This window comes from Stenotrophomonas sp. NY11291 (genome assembly GCF_023277365.1).
Taxonomy (GTDB): domain Bacteria; phylum Pseudomonadota; class Gammaproteobacteria; order Xanthomonadales; family Xanthomonadaceae; genus Stenotrophomonas; species Stenotrophomonas geniculata.
This window is the reverse complement of sequence record NZ_CP096975.1, coordinates 2,122,091-2,144,211: the sequence shown is the minus strand read 5'-3', so window position 1 is coordinate 2,144,211 and position 22,121 is coordinate 2,122,091. Positions and strand designations below refer to the sequence as shown.

The following is a 22,121-nucleotide window of genomic DNA, read 5'->3' as shown; positions in this document are numbered from 1 at the left end:
GCCGCCATGAGCCGACTGCGCATCTACGACGACACCCGCCCCGAATCGCCGCTGCTGGACACCCAGGACGGCGCGCTCATCGCTGCCGAACTGCAGAAGATCGGCGTTACCTTCGAACGCTGGCAGGCCACCGCACCGGTCGCGCCCGGTGCCAGCCAGGAGGAAGTATTCGCGGCGTACCGCGCCGACATCGACCGCCTGGTCGCCGAGAACGGCTTCAAGAGCGTGGACGTGGCCTCGATCGCCCCGGACAACCCGAACCGCGCCGAGCTGCGCAAGAAGTTCCTCGACGAGCACTTCCACAAGGAAGACGAGGTGCGCTTCTTCGTCGCCGGGTCCGGCCTGTTCACCCTGCACGTGGAAGACAAGGTCTACGAGATCGAGTGCGTGAAGGACGACCTGATCGCCGTGCCCGATGGCACCACCCACTGGTTCGACATGGGTGAGGAGCCGAGCTTCGTGGCGATCCGCTTCTTCACCGAGCCGGATGGCTGGGTCGGTCACTTCACCGGTACCGACATCGCGCAGAAATTCCCCCGTTACGTACCTACCCAGGCGTCCTGATCCATGCAGCCCCGCGTCATCCTGACCGACATCGAAGGCACCACCAGCAGCATCTCGTTCGTCAAGAACGTGCTGTTCCCCTATGCCCGCAAGGCCTTGCCGGCGTTCGTCGCCGAACATGGCCAGCAGCCGGAGGTCCGCCGCTGGCTGGATGCGGTGGCTACCGAGATCGGCGGTGCCTGCCAGGACAGCCTGGTGGCCGAGACGCTGCAGGGCTGGATCGACCAGGACCGCAAGCACACCGCACTGAAGGCGCTGCAGGGCCTGATCTGGGACGAGGGCTACCGTCGCGGCGATTACACCGCGCACTTCTACCCGGAAGTGGCGCCGGTGCTGAAGGGCTGGCACGCCTCCGGCCTGCCGCTGTACGTGTACTCCTCCGGTTCGGTGCCGGCGCAGAAGCTGTTCTTCGGCTTCAGCGATGCGGGTGACCTCAGCCCGCTGGTGTCGGGCTGGTTCGATACCGAAGTCGGCGGCAAGCGCGAGGCCGACAGCTATCGCCGCATCGTGCAGGCCATTGGCGTTCCGGCCGGCGAGATCCTGTTCCTGTCGGATGTGGTGGAGGAACTGGACGCCGCCCGCGAAGCTGGACTGCAGACCCGCCTGATCGACCGCTTGGACGATTACCCGCTGCCGCGTACCGGCCAAACCGCCAACGGCCACGAGCGGGTCGAGAATTTCCAGCAGATCCAGCTGTAAGGGTGTGCGGACCTACGGTCCGCACCCACCTCAACGGTCCACACCCACGCCGGGCATGGCCCGGCGCTACCGTGGTCCATGAATGGTAGCGCCGGGCCATGCCCGGCGGATGCCCTCAACGGTCGTTGAGGGTTTTCACCTTCAGCGCTTCGCGCAGCGTCGTCATATCCACCGGGCCGCGTACGGCGATATCGCGGGTTTCGCCCGGCAGCAGGTCCAGCAGGTTGTCTTCGACCTGCACATCCAACGCACCGAAATCAATCCACGCCGCGCGCACGTACGCCGCGCTTTCCAGCCGTAGTCGATAGTGGCCGCCTTCGATGGACAAGGTGGCCTTGAGCTTCTGCCGCGGCAACACCTGGTCCTTGGCTTCGACGAATCCGACCACCTGCCGCGCGCTCACCGCCCCATTCTGCAGCAGCTCGAACACGGCCACCGTGCGCTTCGGGTCGGCACCGGCCAGCAGCTCCGCTTCGCGGAAATCACCGATCGAGGTGACGCCTGACGCCGTCAACGTCACCGCGTCCTCGCGTCGACGCAGCACCTTGCCGTCCATGTCCATCACCCGCAGCCGCCAACGCGCATCCTGCGCGGCGCCATCATTGATCAGGCGCACCCGCGTGCTGCCCTCGTCACGCAGCGCCGCCACCGTCACCGGCGCGAAGAAGCGCCGCGCGGCGAAATGCAGTGCCTTCCAGCGGCCAAAATAGTCCACGCTGGACCAGGAAGCGCCCGGCCAGACGTCGTTGAGCTGCCAGTACAGCGAGCCCATCGTGTACGGCCGCGAGGCGCGGTGATGCAATGCCGCCAGCGCGATGCCATCGGCCTGCATCACTTGGCTCAGGTAGACGAAGTCCTCGAAGTCCTTCGGCGTGCCGTAACCCAGTTCGATGTAGTGCAGCAGGCGGCTGTTGCCCTCGCCCGCCATGAACTTCTGGTGCGCGCGAATCACCGGGCTGTCGATGCGCTGCTCGGCGCGGGTGGCGATCTGGTCCACCGTCGCCACCGACGGCCACGCCTGCAGCCCGTACTCGGACATGAAGCGCGGCGTCTCGCGCAGGTAGGCCTGCACCGGCAGCGCCGGATTGCCCCAGACCTGCCAGTAGTGCTTGTCGCCACGGTTGGAATCGTTGGCTTTCTCATCCAGGTCGTTGCTGGGCGAGCTGGACCAGTACGGCACGCCCAACCCCTCCTCACCTACTACCTGGCGCAGGTCATTGCCGAACAGGTCGACATAGCCCTGCCACACCTTCGCTGCAAACGCCGGGTCGGCCGCCTTCAGATCGCGACCATGGCCCCAGTCCTTCCAGGCGGTCTCTTCCTCGTTGTTGCCACACCACAGCACGATGCTGGGGTGATGGCGCAGGCGGCGCACGTTGTCGCGCGCCTCGGCCACCACGCTGGCGCGGAACGCCGGATCGTAACCGGGCTGCATGCCACCGCCGAACATGAAATCCTGCCAGACCAGCAGGCCCAGCTCATCGGCGATGTCGAAGAACGCGTCGTCCTCGTAGTAGCCGCCGCCCCAGTTGCGCAGCATGTTCATGTTGGCGTCGCGCGCGGCGGTCAGCACCTGGCGCAATCGCGTGGCATCGACGCGTGCGGGGAAGGCGTCGAAAGGAATGACGTTGGCGCCCTTGGCAAAGATCTCCACACCGTTGATGACGAAGGCGAAGCCCTGCCCACCCTTGCCGTCTTCCTCGCGGCGAAGTTCAACCGTGCGCAGGCCGATGCGCTGCTCGCGCGCCCGCGTTGCATCGGCGCCATCATCCAGGCGGGCCTGCACGGTGTAGCGGTCCTGTGCACCGTGGCCGACCGGCCACCAGCGCTGCGGCTTGACCAGTTCGACCGGTACTTCGACGGCGTTCTGGCCGGGCTTCAGCAGCACCGTGCGCTTCACCCGGGCCACGCTGCGGCCCTGCGGATCCTGCACATCCACATTCACCACGGCCGAGCCCGCCGCCGCGCCCTGCTCCACCTGCAGCAGCACCGTCAGCTTCGCCTGCTGCGCGCTCAATGCATCAGTGCGCACCGCCAGATCAGCCAATCGATGCGTATCCCAGGCCTGCAGGTCGACACCGCGCCAGACGCCGGCCGTGACATAGCGCGGGCCCCAGTCCCAGCCGAAGTGGTAAGCCGGCTTGCGCGCGAAGTTGCCGACCATCGCGTCCTTCGGCTCGTCGCCATACGGCGAAGGATAGTTGCCGGCGATCTTGTGCGGCATCGCCTGTACGCCCGGAAGCAGCGTGCGGATCGGCGAACGGAACACGATCTGCAGTTCATTGCCGTTCGCGCGCAGGCGCCCATCCACGCGCGCACGCCACGTGCGGTGCGCGTTGTCCGCACGCAGCAGCGGCTTGCCGTTGAGGCTGACTTCGGCATAAGTGTCCAGCCCGTCGAAGCGCAGTTCGGCATTGGGCTTGGCCAGCGTCGCCGCATCCACGTCGAAGCGCGCGCGGTACTCCCAGGCCGCCAGGCCGATCCATTGCAGCTCGGCTTCGGGCGCACCCACGTACGGGTCGCGGATCAGCGCATGCGCCAGCAGGTCGGTGTGCACGCTGCCCGGCACCGTGGCCGCACGCCATTGCTGCAGACCCGGGTGGGCGGCGCCCTGCGCGTCGCCCGGCAACATGCGGAACTCCCACTGTGCCTGCAGAGGCACTGCAGTTGCCGGGAAGGCGGAGGCCGCGATCAGCAGCAGGAGCAGGCGGACAACGAGGGGAAGGCGATGCACGGGATGCTCCTGTTTTTCCGCCGGGCATGGCCCGGCGCTACCAATTCAACACGCCACGGTAGCGCCGGACCACGTCCGGCGAGCGCGCAGCGCGGCAGACCTCAACGCACGACGTTCAACACTTCGTAGCACGCACCCATGGTGTGGTAATCCACCTTGCCGGCCGGGCTCTTCTCGTCGCTGTACTTGCGGTTGTCGGCATCGAGGATGCGGAACCAGGCGCCGTACTGATGGTCGACGAAGTGCTCCCACGCGTACGCCCAGATGCGCTCGTACCACTGCCAGTAGCGGTCATCACCGGTGCGCTTGGCCATCAGTGCGGCGGTGGCCAGCGTTTCGGCCTGCACCCAGAAGTACTTGTCGTCGTCGCAGACGAAGCTGTCGCCACCGATCGGCGCGCCATCCATGCCCGGCTGCCGGCGCGATTCCGGTGCGAAGCCGTAGTACAGGCCGCCTCGCGCGTCGTCCCAGTTGCGCGCCACGGCCACGTCGAACAGATGCTGCGCGGTCGGCACCAGCCAGTCGGCCTGCACGTGGCGATCGAGGATCAGCAGCAGCTTGGCCCACTCGGTCTGATGCCCCGGCTGGAAGCCCCACGGGCGGAACAGGTGCTTGGGATCGTCCAGGTTGTAGTCCCAGTCGATCTCCCAGTTGGAATCGTAGTGCTCCCAGACCAGGCCGCCAGCCTTGGCGGCCTGGCGGCGGGTCATGTTGTCGGCCAGCTGCAGCGCACGCTCGACGTAACGCGGTTCGCCACTGGCCTCGAACGCCGCCAGCATCGCCTCGCACATGTGCATGTTGGCGTTCTGGCCGCGATAGCCGGTGAAGTTCCACTGGCCGTCGGCCTCGTCCTTGTACAGGCCGTGCTGCGGCTCCCAGAAGCGCGCTTCCAGCAGTTGCCAGGTCTCGTCCATCCAGGCGCGCGCCTGCTCGATGCCGGCCTTCAGCGCACAGCTGTAGGCCAGCAGCACGAACGCCACGCCGTAGCAGTGGTTCATGTCGTCCTCGACCTTGCCGTCGCGCAGGGTCCAGGCGTAGCCACCGGTGGCCGGATTGCGATGCACCTCGCGCAGGTAGCGCACGCCATGCTCGACTGCGTCGCGGTATTCGGCGTTGCCGAACTCGCGGTATGCCATCGCGTAGTTGAAGACGAAACGGGTGCTGCTCACCAGGTGGCGGTGGCTGGCATCGTAGATGCTGCCGTCATCACGGAAGTAGTGGAAGAAGCCGCCGTTCGGATCGATGCAGCGCGGGTGGTAGAACGCCATCGTGTCGGCGATATGCGCACGCAGGAACGCGGGTGAACGGAAATCGGGCGAGGTGCTCATGCGGTAATGTCCTGGGCCTGCAGCAGCTGCTGCACTTCATCGAGCGAGGGCATCGCGGCGAACGCGCCCTTGCGGGTAACAGCCAGAGCGCCGACCGCGGCACCGAAGCGCAGCGTGGCGGTGATCGCCTCCGGGTCCTGGCAGAACGCTGCAAAGCCTGCACCGGCCCCGCCACGCTCCAGCAGTCCGACCAGCACGCCACCGACGAAGGCATCGCCGGCGGCCGTGGTATCGACGGTGGCCACACGGAAGCTGGTGACCGTGCCGTGGTCGTCGCGCGTATACCAGTGCAGCGTGGCCGCACCATCGGTAACGATTACCCAGCGCGCCTGCGCGGCCAGCAGGCGCTTCAGCACCACTGCCTCGCCATCGGCACCCAGCGGTGTCGCCAGGTAATCCAGCTCCTCGCGCGACAGCTTGACCAGGTCGGCACGTTCCAGCGCCTGCCACAGGCGCGGCGTCGGGTCCTCGTTGGCCGGCCACAGCGCCGGGCGCAGATTGAGGTCCAGGCTGACCACCGCACCGGCGTCACGGGCGCGCTCCATGCCGGCGAAGGTCGCCTCGGCAATGGCCGGCTCGGTCAGGCTGTTGGAGCAGACATGGAAGCACTGCGCGCTGTCGAAGCACGCGGCCTGGAAGTCGCTGTCACGGAACAGCAGGTCGGCCGCCGGCGGGCGGTAGAAACTGAAGCTGCGCTCGCCGCTGGCATCCAGCGCGACGAAGGCCAGTGCGGTCTTGGCCGCATCGGTGCGCACGATGTAATCCGTGCCGACGCCGTGTTCGATCAGGCTTTCGGCCAGGAAGTCACCGAACATGTCGCGGCCCAGCATGCCGACGAACTGGGTCTTCGCACCAAGGCGCGCTGCCGCCACCGCAACATTGGCCGGCGCACCGCCGGCGTACTGCAGGAACGCGCGCGGGGTGTCGGTCGAAGCCGGCGGCTGCGCCAGTAGATCGATCAAAATTTCGCCGAAGCAAACGATGGAACCCATTCCGGACTCAGCCTCCCTGCGTTGCGGAAGCCGGCGTACGTGCGCCGACCAGTCCGTAGAAGATGATGTAGCCGTAGCACAGCAGCGGCAGGATGAAGCTGGCCTGCACGCCGATGTGGTCGGCCAGCACGCCCTGCAGGTACGGCACCACGGCGCCACCGACGATGGCCATGATCAGCAGGCTGGAGCCCTTGTTGGTCAGCGGGCCCAGGCGCTCGATGCTCAGCGCGAAGATGGTCGGGAACATGATCGAATTGAACAGGCCGATCGCCACCACCGAGTACAGCGCGATGTTGCCGGAGCTCAGCATGGTCGTGACCAGCAGGGCCACGTTGACCAGCGCGAAGATCGCCAGCAGGCGGCTCGGCGAGAAGCGCGCCAGCAGCGCGGAGCCCGCGAAGCGGCCGATCATCGCCATCGTCCAGTAGGCCGACACGTAATGGGTGGCCTCCTGTTCGCTGAAGCCACCGATGTTCGGCATCGACAGGTAATTGACCAGGAAGCTGCCGATCGACACTTCGGCACCGACGTAGAAGAAGATGCCGAGCACGCCCAGCAGCAGGTGGCGCTTGCGCAGCGCATCCAGGTAGCTGTGATGGTGGCCCTGGTCGGCCTGCTCGGTGGCGTCGCTCAGCGCCGGCAGGCGGAACAGGAACACGAACAGCGCCAGCAGCACCAGCGCAACCGCCAGGCCCACGTACGGGCCCTGCACCGCCTGCGCCTCGGCGGCGCGGTAGGCCAGCTGTTCGGCGGCCGGCAGCGCCGCGATGTCGTCAGCGCTCTTGACCGTGTTGGACAGGATCAGCATGCCGCCGAAGATCGGGGCGATGGCCGTGCCCAGCGAGTTCAGTGCCTGCGCCAGGGTCAGGCGGCTGGAACTGGTCTGCTCCGGGCCCAGCAGCGCGACGTAGGGATTGGCAGCCACCTGCAGCACGGTGATGCCGGTAGCCAGCACGAACAGCGCACCAAGGAAGGCGCCGTACACGCGCAGCTCGGCCGCGGGCCAGAAGCCCAGCGCACCGATACCGGCGATCACCAGGCCGGCCACGATGCCCTTCTTGTAGCCCAGCGCCGCCACCAGGCGACCCGCCGGCAGCGACATCAGGAAATAGGTGCCGAAGAAGGTGAACTGCACCAGCATCGCCTTGGCGTAGTTCAGCTCGAACACCGCCTTCAGGTGCGGGATCAGGATGTCATTGAGGCAGGTCAGGAAGCCCCACATGAAGAAGATCGTGGTGACGACAGCCAGCGCCTTGCCGTTGGTGACGGCGGGTGCGTTGCCCGAAGATCCCGTTGGACGGGGCGTTGCGGAGATCGGCATGCGGTACGCGCCTCGATGCGCGGAAGGTCGTTGTTGCGTGGAAGGGGTATGTGGAAGGAATCAGTTCGGCCGTGCGGCACTGCTTTCGCGGATGCGCAACTGCACCGGCGCCACCGTGCGCCGTGGTGGCGCGTCCGGTTCGTCCAATCGTTGCAGCAGCAGCGCGGCAGCTTGCCGACCCCGCTCGCGCGGATCGGCGGTGAGCGTGGTCAGTGGCGGTACCGCGACCGACGCCTCGGAAATATCATCGAAACCGGTAACGGCAAAATCACCGCCCGGACGGATGCCACGTGAATTCAAGCCCAGCATCAGGCCCAGCGCGACGGTGTCGTTGTAGCAGACCGCCGCACTCGGGCGATGGCCGTCGGCAAACAATTCATCGGTACGTGCCGCGGCTTCCAGGCGGTTCGGCGCCGACTCGATCATCCAACCCGGCGGCAGTGACAGGCCCGCTTCGGCCAGCGCCTGCTGGAAACCGGCGCGGCGCTGGTGGCACGAGCTCGATGCAGCATGGCCGCCGAAGAAGGCAATCTGGCGATGGCCGCGCTCGATCAGGTGGCGCGTGGCCAGATAGGCACCGTGCTGGTTGTCCAAGGTCAGGAAGTCCCAGTCGGCGCCGTCCAGTTCACGATTGAACAGCAGCACGTTGGCATTGGCACCCAACGCCTGCCGCAACTGCGCGGTATCGCTGCCCTCGGCCGGCGACAGGATCAAGCCGGCCGGAGTGTGTTCCATCAGCGTGGACAGCACCGCCTGCTGGCGCTCCGGCGATTCACCGGTACTGCCCAGCAGGGTCACGTAGCCGCGCCCGCCCAACGCCTCGTCCACGCCGGAGGCGAATTCGGCGAAGAACGGGTTGGACAGATCGTTGATCACCAGCGCGATGCTTGACGACGTTCGACGACGGAGGTTGGCCGCCGCGCGGTTGTAGACATAGCGCTGGCGACGCAGTTCGGCCTCGACCTTGGCGCGGGTATCGACGTTGACCAGTGGGCTGCCACGCAGCACCAGCGACACGGTTGCCCGTGACACGCCGATGGCACGCGCGATGTCGGTCACCGTCACCGCCTTGCCGGCGCGCTTGCTGGGACTGCTGCCGTTGTCGTTCATCGTCTTCCCGGACTCCGCTGGAGGCTCAAGCCTAATGGATCAGGGCCGTGTCGTGCCGTGCCGTTCGCTGGGTGACCGCGAACGGCACAGTCCGGCTCAGCGCAGCTGGCTGCCCGGTGCCGCGCACCAGGACACCGGCAGGTCCTTCACCGCCGTACCCCAGCCCTGCTCCGGCGCCTTCGCATCGAGCGCGAAGTGCAGGCGCGGGCCCTGCTGCAGGCGGTTCCAGTCCAGCCATACCGGTGCATGCGCCTGGCCGTCGACCTGGACGCCCTGCACATACTGCAGGCGGCGGCCATCGGCGCCCGGCGCGTCGATGCGCAGGGTGCGGCCGTTGCCCATGTCCACTTCCACCTTGCTGAAGCGCGGGGTGTGCAGCAGGAACTGGCCGCTGCCGGGCACCGCCGGATACACGCCGATGGCACTGAACAGGTACCAGGCCGACATCGTGCCGAGGTCATCGTTGCCGGTCACGCCGTTGGGCGCGTTGGTGAACAACTGCTGCGCGGCGCGCACCACGGCGGCGGTCTTCCACGGCTGGCCGATCAGCGTGTACAGCCACGGCGAGTGCAGGTCGGGCTCGTTGTTCGGGTTGTAGCGGAACTGGTTGTAATAGCTGTACGGCCCGACCACCCACTCTTTGCGGGCGGCATTGAGCGGGTCGGCCTGCAGCGCGTCCATCGCGAAGAAGGCATCGAGGCGGCGGCCGGCCTGTTCGCGGCCGTCCATCGCCTCGACCAGGCCCGGCACGTCCTGCTGCGCCAGCCACTGGTACTGCCACGCTGTGCCTTCATGGAAACCGTGATGCGAGCGCGGGCTGTAGTGGCCATCGGCCGGCGTGTACCACTGGCCATCTTCGGTGCGCGGGCGCGGAAAACCGGTGAAGCCGGTCTCGGCGTCACGCACCTGCGGGTCCCACACCTTGCGCCAGTTGCGGCCGCGCTCACGCAGCGTCGCCGCGTCCTGCGCGTGGCCGAGGCCATCGGCCATCTGCGAAAGCGCACAGTCGGCCAGCGCGTATTCCAAGGTGGCCGAACCGCCATGGTGCGGATCGACGTCCATGCCCTTGGACGGGAACGCGCGGTCGTAGACCACGTAGCCCTTGTCCAGATAGGTCGGGTTGCCGGAACGGCCGGCCATGCGCGAGTTCAACGGCGGCGTGCCGAAGGCGTTGCGGCGCAGCGCATCCCAGGCCTGCGATTCACGGCCCTTGAGCGCGCCGAAGCGCCACAGGTCGACCATGAACGGGGTGACCGGGTCGCCGGTCATGATGTTGGTCTCGAAGTTGGCATAGCCCCAGCGCGGCAGCCAACCACCCTGCTCGTCGATCGCCAGCAGGGTACGGCCGATATCGCGTGCCACGTCCGGGCGGGTCAGCGCCAGCCACTGGTTCTGCGCGCGGTAGGTATCCCACAGCGAGAAGTACTCGTAGTAGGTCCAGCCGTCGGCACGGTGGATACCATCGTCATAGCCGCGGTAGCGGCCGTCGGCGTCGTTGCCGGTCATCGGCTGCAGCAGCGCGTGGTAGACCGCGCTGTAGAACACCGCGCGGTCGTCGGCGTTGCCACCCTGCACGCGCACCCGGCCCAGCTGCTCGCGCCAGGATTGCTGGGACAACGCACGCATGCGGTCGAAACCGAGCAGCGCCCCATCCTGCATGCCGTCCGCGCGCAGGTTGATGCGCGCGCCTTCGGCATCCACGTGCGAGATCGCGCTGACCGCCGTCACCGACTGGCCCTTGGCCAGATCAAAGCTGAGCCAGGCCCCATTCGGCTTCTGTTCGCCTTCCATGCTGTGGCGTGCGCCCGGCAGGCCACCACCCTCGCCCCAAGTGCCATGCGCCTTGAACGGGCGATCGAACTCGATGCGGAACCAGGTGGTGTACTGGTGGCCGCCACAGAAACTCTTGGTGACCAGCTTGCCTTCCACCACGCGGTCGCCGACCACATCGACCACGCTGCCGATCACCGAATGGCGCTCGTTGGCCTGGCCGACATTGACCAGCACGTGGCCATCGCCCTGGCGCTGGCTGAAGGTGTAGCGCTCGGCTGCGGCGCGCGTACGTGCGGTCGATTCTGCGTCGATGCCGCCGTAGCTGGTCAGCCGCACTTTGTAATAGCCGGCCTGGCCGACCTCGCCGTCATGGGTGTACGACGAGGCATACGCCTTGTGGTCAAACTGCTTGGCGTTGCCGGTATCGAAATCGCCGCCCGGGCCGATCGAACCCGTCACCGGCAGCACCGACACCTGGCCGCCCTGCTCCCAGCAACCTGCGCCGGAGATGAAGGAGTGGCCGAAACCGCGGATCTTCTCGTCGTCATAGCGCCAGCCCGAGTAGTGGCTGCCGATCGGGCTGACCTGGATCAGGCCGAACGGTGCCGACGCGCCCGGGAACGTGTTGCCGTCGTCCTTGCTGCCGATGAAGGTGTTGACCTCGCGTTCCAGCGCAGCCGGCGCGGCCTGCAGCAGCATCGGCGACGCCGACAGCGCGAGCAGGCAGGCCAGGCGCGCCAGCGGGCGCGAAGACAATGGGACGGCGGGAGCGGACGGCACTGGACGCATGTCGGGTTCCTGTAGTCGATGACACGGAGGCAGACGGCCGGGGCGTCCGGCGCCGTTCCGCTGAGCCTCGCCGTAACCGGCAGAAAGCTCCCCCTGGAATGACGCCCGACCCGTGTGACCGTGAATTTAGATCGATTCAAGTAGAGCATGCAGGTTCAGCCGAATGCATTCTGCGGCGCAGCATGAGAGGGGGGTGTTCGGCAGGGCTGCGCCCTGCACCTGCTCCGAGCTGGAGCAACAGCAACAGCAACAGCAGAAGCTGGTTTCCTGCGGGGAGTCGGGCTGGGTCCGGTTGCGGGGGACGCCGTAAACCCGTCCCTGGGGGCTTGGCCGCGGCATCCATGCCGCGGACACCCCCGCAACCGGACCCACCCCGCCTTCGACAGATTTCCGCGATCTGTAGATCCACGCCATGCGTGGATGAATCTCTGTCAGATAGCGAAATCAATTGGGGTCAGATCCGTTTTCCAAAGGAAAACGGATCTGACCCCATGACCCCATGCCGCACCAGGATCAATCCAACCGTCACCGGGAAACTGTCGAAGGTGGGGCGGTGTCGGATTGCGGGGTGTCCGCGGCATGGATGCCGCGGCCAAGCCCCCAGGGGTGAGGGCGCTTTGCTTGCGAAGCACTGCTTCGCAAGCGCCTGAACGCACAGCCGCCAGCGGCTGGGCCGGTCTGGGGGTTTACGGCGTCCCCGCAATCCGACACCGCCCCGCCAAGCCACAGACAACCCAGAGCCGCTTTGGCTTTGGCTTTGGCTGTAGACGTCGCCCTGGCTTGAAGCAGGTGCAGGGCGCAGCCCTGCCGACCCACCCTTCCCCTGCGCACGAAAACGATTTCACTGTTTTCAGCAAACCGTCATCCCTTCGCCACGCCAGTACCATATTGCGGAGCAGCATGCGCCCGCGGGCGACCCATGCTAAAAAACGCCCGCCCATCGCTTAGATCGATCCAAGACGACGTTGCGATGGCCGGGAGTTGGGGGAGCGGCAACAGGACGTACCAGGCCACGTGCACGGTGCAACTGCCACTGCATGGCGATAGCGACAATGTCACTTCAAATTAGATCGATTCAAGTTGTCCGTGCCACGTCACCGGATCAATCCAGGAGAGAGGGAGAGATGGGAATGAAGCATTCAACACGTACGCATGGCCAGGACGCACTGGCGTTGGCCATCGCGCTGGCCTTGGCCGCCGCCGTCATTCCGGCTGGCGCCGCCGCGCAACAGGCCACGTCTACCGGCGCGCCGGATGCCACCACTCTGGACAGCGTCCAGGTCACCGGCTACCGCTACGCCATCGAAAAGAGCCTTGAGCAGAAGCGCGACGCCAACGCCGTGGTCGAAGTGATCACCGCCGAAGACGTCGGCAAGTTCCCCGACAAGAACGTGGCCGACGCACTGCAGCGCGTGCCCGGCGTGGTCATCACCCGCAGCGGCGGCGAAGGCAAGACCGTCAGCGTGCGTGGCCTGGCACCCGACCTGACCTTGACCCAGTTGAACGGCAACTACGTCGCCACGTCGGAAACCAACGACGAAGCGACCCGTTCGTTCAACTACACCCTGCTGCCGTCGAACATGCTGTCCAGCGCGGAGCTGTTCAAGTCGCCGGAAGCACGCATCGACGAAGGCGGCATCGGCGGCACGGTCATCCTGCACACCCGTCGTCCGCTGGACATGGAATCCAACTCGGGCTTCGTCACGCTCGAGGGCACCTCTTCCGATACCCACCACGATATGGACCCGCAGGCCTCGGCCCTGTATTCGTGGCACAGCAAGGATGAGCGTTTCGGCGTGCTGATCGGCGTGACGCAGCAGAAGCGCACCACCCGTACCATGGAAGCCAGCACCGAGGACTACCAGTGGTATGGCGCTGGCAAGGCGCGCGATGCCTATGGCAACGTGCAGGCGCAGGATGGCATCCACTACTGGTGGGGCAAGTCCGGTTTCAACAACCAGACCGGCGGCAACTACAGCGATTTCTTCATGCCGACGTCGGTCAACTTCGCGGTGAAGGAAGAGAAGCGCGAGCGCAAGGGCGGCCAGCTGACCTTCCAGTTCAAGCCGGTCGACAACGTCACGATGACGGCCAACTACTTCCGCTTCGAACTGCAGGGTGATTACACCCAGAACATGCTGAAGATTCCGGAATGGAGCATGGCCCGCTTCAATGGCGATGGAAACTGGGCCGGTGGACGCCTGCTCAACGGCCTGGACTTCGATCCCAGCGGCAACACCGTTACCGGCGCCCAGTTCGAAAAGCTGGCTGGAAAGACCTACTACTGCAATGAAGACCAGGCCAAGGCTGCCGGCCTCAAGCCCGGTGGCTGGGGCCCGGACGACTGCACGGTTCCGACGCCGCAGCTGACCGGTGGCTACAGCAAGGAAAAGGCGCTGTCGCAGACCGCTGACCTGACCATCGACTGGGACATCAGCCCGCTGTGGAAGGCCTCGTTCACCGGCGGCCGCACCTGGTCCGAAGGTGGTCCGTCCATGAACTTCCGGATGTCGGCCAAGCCGCGCCGCAAGGTCGGCAACGATTACCTGTCGGGCAATCTGTACAGCGCCTGGGATCTGACCGGCACGCCTTCGGCCACCTTCTCGCCCGACCTGCAGCAGCAGCTGATGAACGGCATCGCGGAAGTCGACACCGGCTCGACCGATTCGTCGTGGAAGCGCACCGAGGTCAAGCAGAACTACTTCCAGGCCGACGTCACCAAGCTGTTTGAATCCGGCTGGCTGGACTCCATCCAGTTCGGTGCCAAGTACCGTGATGGCAAGGTCCACCGCAACACCGGCAACACCTACTGGGTGTGCCCGGGCCGTGACCCGGCCGACTATGACAACAGCCGCTACCAGAGCGGCTGCGATCCGACTGCCGGCGATGCGCAGCCTGGCTTCTTCCTGTCCAACCCGATCAGCAACATCGCTGGTGGCTTCAATGCCAACGTGTTCCCGGGCATCAACTACCCGGCCTACATCGACTACCTGAACAAGACCTACGGCGGTTCGCACAACCGTACCGAGGAAGACTTCGTCTACAACGTCAACGAGAAGATCTATTCGGGCTACTTCCAGGCCAACTTCCGCACCGAGCGTCTGCGCGGCAACGTTGGCGTGCGCGTGGTGCGCACCAAGCAGTTCGCGCAGTCCTCCGACTCGATCGAGAAGTTCAACGACTACTTCCTGGACAACGCGTCCGGCGCGCCGATGGCGTGCACCGATCCGGCCGCTGCAGCCTACCCGACCTACAGCTGCGAGAGCGGCTTCGTGCGCCTGCCGCACGACCTGGCGCAGAGCAAGACCTACAGCCTGATCGGCGTGGATCGCACGTACACCGACGTGCTGCCGAGTTTCAATATCGCCTGGGACATCACCGACACGCTGGTGCTGCGTGGCGCCGCATCGAAGGTGATCGCCCGCCCCGGCTACACCGACATCGCAGCACCGGGCGCACTGAGCTATTACAGCGAAGAGTACGTCAATGATCGCCGCGTTGCCGGTGGCGCTTCGACCGCAGGCTGGGTGGGCCAGGGCAGCAACAAGCAGCTGGAACCGTTCAAGGCCACCCAGTTCGACCTGGGCCTGGAGTGGTACTTCCAGCCGGGCGCAGTCGCCGGCGTCGGCCTGTTCCGCAAGAACGTGGACAACTTCACTTTGCCGGTGGTGCGCGACACGCCGATGGTCATCAACGGTGAAGCGGTGAACGTGCAGCGCTACGAGACCCAGGCCAATGGCCGCGATGGTGTGTCGCAGGGCGTCGAGCTGTATGGCCAGTACACCTTCGATTTCGGCTTCGGCGTGCAGGCCAACTACACCTACAACGACACCAACCTGGCCTCGATTGTTCTGGACGGCCAGGAAATCGGCTCCTCGCCGCTGGTTGGCAGCGCCAAGAACCAGGCCAACGTCACGGTGTTCTACGAGAACGAGAAGTTCCTCGCGCGCGCTTCGTTCAACCGTCGCGGCCAGGTGGTCGGCGGGCTCAACAATGGCCTCACCGTCTACACCGAACCGTATGACCAGCTGGACCTGAATGTTGCCTACAACCTGACCCCGGACTGGACCCTGACCGCCTCGGTGATCAATGCCACCAAGTCCGAGCAGCGCGTGCACCTGGGCAATGACACCAAGGCCCGCCTCGTCTCCAACACCTACGCAGGCCGCCAGCTGTACTTCGGCGCCACCTGGAAGTTCTGAAGCACGACGGGTTGCGCGGGTACGCCCGGCGCAACCCACGCCCTGCTCCGGCGGGGACGTTCCTCCACGGCAGCCACGCTGGTACAGGTGGCTGCCGTTTTTTGTCGGCGCCTTGCCTGTCGTTCAGCCCGGCGCTTGACCCTGCCATCGTTGGAAGGTGCACACTGACTCCACCCCAAGAGCACCGAAGGAGCTACAGATGGAATTCCATGTTGAAGGCATGACCTGCGGTGGTTGCGCGCGCAGCGTGACCCGCGCGATCCAGCAGATCGATCCGGACGCCAGCGTGGTTGCCGACCCGCCGACCGGCCTGGTCAAGGTGCAGACCACCGCGTCGCAGGAACAGGTGTTCGCCGCGGTGAACGATGCCGGTTTCCCGCCGCGTACCGTCTGACCCCTGCCCTGCGTCCACAACGAAGCCCGCCCCGTGCACTGTCACAGGGCGGGCTTTTTGGTTCACGCGATATCGATTCAATGCTTCTGTGCGCGTCGCCGCACTGCACCGGTCTTCGCGGTATCAACCGGCACCGGCGTCTCATCGTCCTCACCCAGCCGCTGCAGGATCGGGCACTCAGGGCGCTCGTCTCCCGCACAACAGCTGATCAGCGACTTAAGCGTGTCGGCCATCTGCCGCATGTGCTCGATGCGCTGTTCCAGATCGGCGATGTGCTGTTCGGCCAGATGCTTCACGTCGGCACTGTGCCGCGAGGTGTCATTCCAGAGGCCCAGAAGATCGGTGATCTCGGCCACCTGGAAGCCGAGATCGCGCGCACGGCGGATGAAACGCAGGCGGTGGATGTCCGCCTGCGAATACGCCCGGTAGCCCGACTCGGTTCTATCAGCTGCGGGAATCAGGCCGATCTGCTCGTAGTAGCGGATCATCTTCGCCGACACGCTGGAGGCCTTGGCAGCTTCACCGATGTTCATGCGGATCTCCTTCAGTGGGTGGCAGCGGCGGCATCCGCCATCGGCGGCTGGAAGCGGCGCAGTCGCAGCGCGTTGCCCAGCACGAACACGCTGGACAATGCCATCGCACCGGCCGCGAACACCGGCGACAGCAGCACGCCCCACACCGGGTACAGCACGCCGGCCGCTACCGGAATCAACGCGGTGTTGTAGGCGAACGCCCAGAACAGGTTCTGCCGGATGTTGCCCAGCGTCGCCTTGGACAGCGCGATGGCATTGGGCACGCCCTGCAGGTTGCCCGACATCAGCACCACATCGGCCGACTCCACCGCGATATCGGTGCCGGTACCGATGGCCAGGCCGACATCGGCTTCGGCCAGTGCCGGCGCATCATTGATGCCATCGCCGACGAAGGCGACGTGGCCATGCGTGGCCTTCAGGCGGCGCACGGCCTCGACCTTGCCTTCCGGCAGCACCTCGGCCACCACCTCATCGATGCCCAGCTCGCGCGCGATCGCCTGCGCGGTACCGGCGTTGTCACCGGTGATCATCGCCACCTTCAGGCCGAGCTGGTGCAGTGCCGCGATCGCGGCCGGCGTGCTCGGCTTGATCGGATCGGATACCGCGATGATCGCGGCCAGGCGGCCGTCGATGGCGGCATACAGCGGCGACTTGCCCTGCGTTCCAAGCTGGGTGGCCAGCGCCGCGAACGGCGTGATATCCACCCTCAGATCGCGCATGAAACGATCCGCCCCCACCTCCACGCGCGCGCCATCAACGCTGGCACGCACGCCCATGCCGGTGACCGATTCGAAATCGGCCATCGCCGGCAACGCGATGCCCTGCTCGGTAGCCGCATCCACGATGGCGCGGGCAATCGGATGCTCCGAGCGCGACTCCACTGCCGCCAACGCTGCCAGCACCGTGCCGTGATCAAAACCGTCGGCGATCTCCAGGTCGGTCAGGCGCGGGCGGCCTTCGGTCAGCGTGCCGGTCTTGTCCACCGCCACCACCTGCGCGTCCTTCAGCAGCTGCAGCGCTTCACCCTTGCGGAAAAGCACACCCATTTCAGCACCACGGCCAGTACCGACCATGATCGAGGTCGGCGTGGCCAAGCCCATCGCGCAGGGGCAGGCAATGATCAGCACCGCCACCGCATTGACCAGCGCGAAGCTCAGCGCCGGCGATGGACCGAAGATCAGCCAGACCGCGAAGGTCGCCAGCGCGGCCAGCATCACCGCCGGCACGAACCACAACGTGACCTTGTCGACCACCGCCTGGATCGGCAGCTTCGAGCCCTGCGCTTGTTCGACCATGCGGATGATCTGCGCCAGCATCGTCTGCGCGCCCACCGCCGTGGCTCGCACCGTCAGTGCGCCCTTCTGGTTGACCGTGCCACCGACAACGCTGCTTCCCGGCTGCTTCTCGACCGGAATCGGCTCGCCGCTGATCATCGACTCGTCGATGTAGCTGCGACCCTCGACCACCTCGCCGTCGACCGGCACGCGCTCGCCCGGGCGCACTTCCACCACGTCGCCGCTCTGCACTTCATTGACCGGGATGTCGACGGTGCGGCCGTCACGGATCACATGGGCGGCCTTGGCCTGCAGGTTGACCAGGCGCTTGATCGCCTCGGAGGTACGGCCCTTGGCCCGAGCTTCAAGGAAGCGGCCGAGCAGGATCAGCGCGACGATCACCGCCGCCGCTTCGTAGTAGACGTTCACCGTGCCCGGTGGCAACAGCCGCGGTGCAAAGGTCGCTACCACCGAATAACCGAACGCCGCGGCGGTGCCCACCGCCACCAGCGAGTTCATGTCCGGCGCCAGCCGCAGCAGTGCCGGGAAGCCCTTCTGGTAGAAACGGCGGCCGGGGATGGCCAGCACCAGGAGGGTCAGCACGAACTGCAGGTACCAGCTGGCCTGCATGCCGATGGTGGCCATCACCCACTCGTGCATGCCGGGAATCAGGTGCGAACCCATCTCCAGCACGAACACCGGTAGCGCCAGCGCGGACGCCACGATCAGGTCGCGTTTCAGTCCGGCGCGCTCGGCATCCTTCTTTTCTGCAGCCTCATCGTCGGACTGCACGCCGGCCTCGATCAGGTGTGCGGCGTAGCCGACCTTGTCGATGGCCGCCACCAGCGCGTCAACGCCTGCCACGCCGCGCACGGTCGCACGCTCCGTGGCCAGGTTCACGCTGGCCTGGCTGACGCCCGGCACCGCCAGCAGCGCGCGTTCCACGCGACCCACGCAGGAAGCGCAGGTCATGCCTTCCACGGCCAGTTCAACGGTAGCGGCGGGCACGTCATAGCCCACCCGCTCCACCGCCTGGATCAGCGCGGCCCGATCGACCGGGCCCGACGGGCGGATATCCGCGCGCTCGGTGGCCAGATTGACCGAAACACTGCCCACACCTTCGACCTTGGACAGCGCGGCCTCGACCCGGCCGACACAGCTGGCGCAGGTCATGCCCTCGATGGGCAGGCTGATGGTGGCGGGGCTTGCGGGGGCTGCAATGGCGCGGGGCGTGCTCATGATCGGATTCCCGGGGTTCCTTCTGGATGCGGACAGGCTAAACCTTGCCATCGTGGGAAGGTCAAATCCAGCCGCCACGTCCAGCCGGTATCGCCGGGCCAGGCCCGGCGTACCGCCCGCAATCCGCCTCAGAAGGTGAACACGTACTCCAGCGCGAACTCGCGGCCCACCGCGCCGAGCAGGCGGGTCGGGGCGAAGTCATAGTCCAGCTTGTACGGATCCTTGTGGTTCCAGCTGGCCGAATTGAACACGTTGTTGACGTAGACGTTGACCTTGGCGCGTTCGGTCACCTGGTAGCCCATGTTGAAGTTCCAGGTGATGAACGGCCCGACCCGCCCGTAGTAGCGCGTGGTCTGCTGGCCGGCGTTCGGGTTCGGGTTGGGCGAGCCATCCGGACGTGTTGCCGGTTCCAGGCAGTTCAGCGACGGGCTGTCGCTGGGCACATAGCCATCAGCGAACGGCAGACAGCCACCCGGGTTGTTCAGGCGATCGGTGCCCCAGTGGTAGCGCACGCCCGGCACCGAACCGATGCGGTCGGCATAGACATTGGCGTTCCAGTTGCCGCGCTGCCAGGCCAGGCTCGCGCGCAGCTTGCTGCGCAGGTCGCGGTCACGACGCTCCGGGTTCGGGTCGTTGGCGTAGCGCTGTTCCTTGGTCGAGATCTGGTTGGTGTAGTTCAGGCCCAGCTGGAAGCTGCCCCACTGCGCGGTTTCCAGGCGATAGCGCGCGGTCAGGTCGATACCGCGCACTTCGCGGCTGGCCAGGTTGAACGGCCCGCGCTCGATCGATACCAGACGGCCGTTGCTGTCGCGGTTCACGCGGGCCAGGATGCCGGCGCAGTATTCGCCACCGGCCGGATTGGCCCACGGTGTACCGTCGATGTTCTTGCCGGTCAGGCAGCCGGCTTCGCTGGCCAGCACCTCGTCGGCGCCGACGTCGACGATCATGTCTTCCAGCTTGATCGCCCAGTAGTCGGCACTGACCGACAGATTGGGCATCACATCCCAGACGAAACCGACCGTCCACGAATCGCCGGTTTCCGAACGCAGCAGTGGCGTGCCGCGGCGGTTCACGTCGAAGGTGTACCAGACGTCGGTGTTGCCCACGCCGCAGTTGTTGACCAGGTAAGCGCCGCTCTGGATGCAGCGCAGGCGGTCATAGGTCTGCACTTCGGAGCTGCTCGGCTGGCCCAGCAGGTAGTGCATGTCCGGCGCATGGAAACTGGTGGCGTAGGAGCCACGCACCAGCAGCGACTCCACCGGGCGCCATTCCAGGCCGACGTTCCAGGTGGTTTCCTTCTGGCTGCCGATGTCCAGCGCTTCGCCGCTGTTGTCAGCCTTGTAGTTGCCATAACGGTCATAGCGCGCGGCCGCAGTGGCGGTCACGCTCTCCAGCAGCGGGATCTTGAACTCGACGCCGGCCGAATAGCGGGTGCGCTCGCCGCCGCCGCGATCGACGTTCTGCAGGTCGAAGTCGATACCTGCACGCGGATCGGGGCTGAGGTGATAGCCCTGCTGCGCGACTTCGGCCACTGCCGCGAACGAAATCGGACCCACCCACCCTTGGAAAAGCTCGCCGGTGATGTCCGCCGAAGCCTGGTTGACCCACGATGATGCGCGGTTCCTCGCCACCGTGCCCATCTGCCAGTACTGGTCCGGCGTCAGCGGATTCCACCAGCGCGATTCGTTCAGTGCGTAGATCGCCTCGCCATCGGCGGTGGTGCCCAGCTTCGGACCCAGGAAGTAGTCATACGACTTCTGCTTGTCGACCACGTTCTGCCGTTCTTCAACGCGGTAGTAGGAACGCCCCACTGTGGCGCTCCAGTCGAAGCGGTCAGCGAGGCGGCCACGCAGGCCGGCGCTCCAGTCCCAGGACAGTTCGCGGTTGGTGTTGCGCAGCGTATCCACGCCACCGACTTCATTTGGCGTGAACTGGCGCACGCCCAGGATCGGGCGGTTGCGGTTGGCATCCCAGTAGTAGCCGTTGTCGTCGTCGATCAGCGACACGCTCGGCGGATTGGTGCCCCAGATCGCTTCGGAGCGGTAGACGGCCAGGTTGGTCCAGGCCTGCAGGTCATTGCTGAAGTCGAAGGTGGCATACAGGTTGCCGGACACGTTCTCGGCACCGCCCGTAAGCAGCCAGTTCGCATAGTCCGCACGCATGCCGCACAGGCGGCCGGTGTTGGTGATGGTGTTGGCGGCGTAGTTGTAGACCAATCGATCCGCGGTGTAGTACTCGCCATCGAACTTCTCGCAGGTGCCGGTGGGCGGCGCCAGGCGCTGGCCGGTGGTCGGATCGATCAGCGCCAGGCCGGCGGTGGGACGGAAGCCGACTTTGCGTTGTTCCATGTTCCAGGATGGATACGGTGCATCATCGGCGTCGTCCATCTGCGGGCGGTCACGGCCAAACAGCGGGTCGCGCTTGGTGTACTGCAGCGCGTAGGTCACGCTCCAGTTGTCGCCGGTCCTGCCGCCGGCCCAGGACAGATCCCACGTATCGCGGCCGCCTTCGGTGGAGGTACCGCCGCGCACGCGCACTTCGTCGCCGTCGTAGTTGGTCTTGAGGATGACGTTGACCACGCCGGCGATCGCATCGGAGCCATAGATGGCCGAGGCGCCACCGGTCAGCACTTCGATGCGCTCCACCGCCGCGGCCGGAATGTTGCCGTAGTTGGAGAAGTTGGTTTCACCGCCATACGGCAGCGGGTAGTCCGCCACGCGACGGCCGTTGACCAGCAACAGCGAGCGGTTCGGGCCCATCCCGCGCAGATTCAGGCCGCTGGCATTGGGCGTATGCGAGCCCCACTGCGAGGCGGCTTCAACAGTGCCGGTCGCTTCGGTGAGGGTCTTCAGCGCGTCGTACACGCTGACGAAGCCTTCCTTCTGGATCTGCGCGGCGGTGATCACATTGACCGGTGCCGGGCCTTCGACACTGGCGCGCTTGATGCGCGAGCCGGTGACGGTGACCGCATCGAGATCCTTGGTGGACGAGCTTGGGGCTTCCTGCGCACTGGCAGCCAGGGGAAGCAGGGCCAGGACCAGGGCCTGGGACAGCAGGTGACGGCGCTTGCGGACGATCTGAGCCATGGGTGGTTGCTCTTCGAAAGTGTGGACGCACGGACGGGTGGTGGCGCGGCACCACGGCTGATCCGGGCGCTTGGATCGGTTCA

The 22,121-nt window shown here is 66.1% G+C and carries 12 protein-coding genes and 1 pseudogene; 4 read left to right on the top strand and 9 right to left on the bottom strand.

The genetic code is table 11. The features are described 5' to 3' along the window. Positions 1–6: 6 nt before the first annotated feature. Positions 7–564 carry an acireductone dioxygenase gene (locus M1L61_RS10095; RefSeq protein WP_019336326.1) on the top strand — a complete coding sequence of 186 codons (558 nt, stop codon included), beginning with the start codon at positions 7–9 and terminating at the stop codon, positions 562–564. A 3-nt stretch (positions 565–567) separates the two neighbouring features. Continuing rightward, positions 568–1,263: an acireductone synthase gene (gene mtnC / locus M1L61_RS10090; RefSeq protein WP_191863919.1), complete on the top strand. Its 696-nt coding sequence runs from the start codon at positions 568–570 to the stop codon at positions 1,261–1,263. 115 nt (positions 1,264–1,378) lie between these two features. Here mtnC and M1L61_RS10085 read toward each other — a convergent pair whose 3' ends face one another. From M1L61_RS10085 to M1L61_RS10060, 6 genes and pseudogenes are all read right to left on the bottom strand, one after another. Next, complete coding sequence (locus M1L61_RS10085) at positions 1,379–3,997, bottom strand: glycoside hydrolase family 2 protein (RefSeq protein WP_248854684.1); 2,619 nt, start codon at positions 3,995–3,997, stop codon at positions 1,379–1,381. Positions 3,998–4,098: 101 nt separating this feature from the next. Next, on the bottom strand, positions 4,099–5,325 hold the full coding sequence (locus M1L61_RS10080) for an AGE family epimerase/isomerase (RefSeq protein WP_248854683.1): 1,227 nt from the start codon (positions 5,323–5,325) through the stop codon (positions 4,099–4,101). After that, complete coding sequence (locus M1L61_RS10075; RefSeq protein WP_248854682.1) at positions 5,322–6,317, bottom strand: carbohydrate kinase; 996 nt, start codon at positions 6,315–6,317, stop codon at positions 5,322–5,324. Before M1L61_RS10075 ends, M1L61_RS10080 begins: the two co-directional genes overlap by 4 nt. A gap of 7 nt (positions 6,318–6,324) precedes the next feature. Next, entirely contained in the window at positions 6,325–7,638 is a 1,314-nt protein-coding gene (gene fucP, locus M1L61_RS10070; protein ID WP_049409375.1) for an L-fucose:H+ symporter permease, read from the bottom strand. 60 nt (positions 7,639–7,698) lie between these two features. After that, a complete protein-coding gene (locus tag M1L61_RS10065) occupies positions 7,699–8,748 on the bottom strand; it encodes a LacI family DNA-binding transcriptional regulator (protein WP_010482566.1) in 1,050 nt (349 codons plus the stop codon). Positions 8,749–8,844: 96 nt separating this feature from the next. Continuing rightward, positions 8,845–11,184: pseudogene (locus tag M1L61_RS10060) on the bottom strand (GH92 family glycosyl hydrolase); the annotation flags it as partial. 1,250 nt (positions 11,185–12,434) lie between these two features. On the opposite strand from M1L61_RS10060, the gene M1L61_RS10055 reads away from it, so the two are divergent. Continuing rightward, entirely contained in the window at positions 12,435–15,512 is a 3,078-nt protein-coding gene (locus M1L61_RS10055) for a TonB-dependent receptor (RefSeq protein WP_248854681.1), read from the top strand. A 199-nt stretch (positions 15,513–15,711) separates the two neighbouring features. Further along, positions 15,712–15,906 (top strand): heavy-metal-associated domain-containing protein, encoded by a 195-nt coding sequence (locus M1L61_RS10050; protein WP_049409368.1) that lies wholly within the window; start codon positions 15,712–15,714, stop codon positions 15,904–15,906. A 77-nt stretch (positions 15,907–15,983) separates the two neighbouring features. Here M1L61_RS10050 and cueR read toward each other — a convergent pair whose 3' ends face one another. From cueR to M1L61_RS10035, 3 genes are all read right to left on the bottom strand, one after another. Then, positions 15,984–16,439 carry a Cu(I)-responsive transcriptional regulator gene (gene cueR, locus M1L61_RS10045; protein WP_010482574.1) on the bottom strand — a complete coding sequence of 152 codons (456 nt, stop codon included), beginning with the start codon at positions 16,437–16,439 and terminating at the stop codon, positions 15,984–15,986. An 11-nt stretch (positions 16,440–16,450) separates the two neighbouring features. Then, positions 16,451–18,952 (bottom strand): heavy metal translocating P-type ATPase, encoded by a 2,502-nt coding sequence (locus tag M1L61_RS10040; protein WP_248854680.1) that lies wholly within the window; start codon positions 18,950–18,952, stop codon positions 16,451–16,453. Positions 18,953–19,080: 128 nt separating this feature from the next. Then, positions 19,081–22,038 carry a TonB-dependent receptor gene (locus M1L61_RS10035; protein WP_241888307.1) on the bottom strand — a complete coding sequence of 986 codons (2,958 nt, stop codon included), beginning with the start codon at positions 22,036–22,038 and terminating at the stop codon, positions 19,081–19,083. Positions 22,039–22,121: the final 83 nt, after the last annotated feature.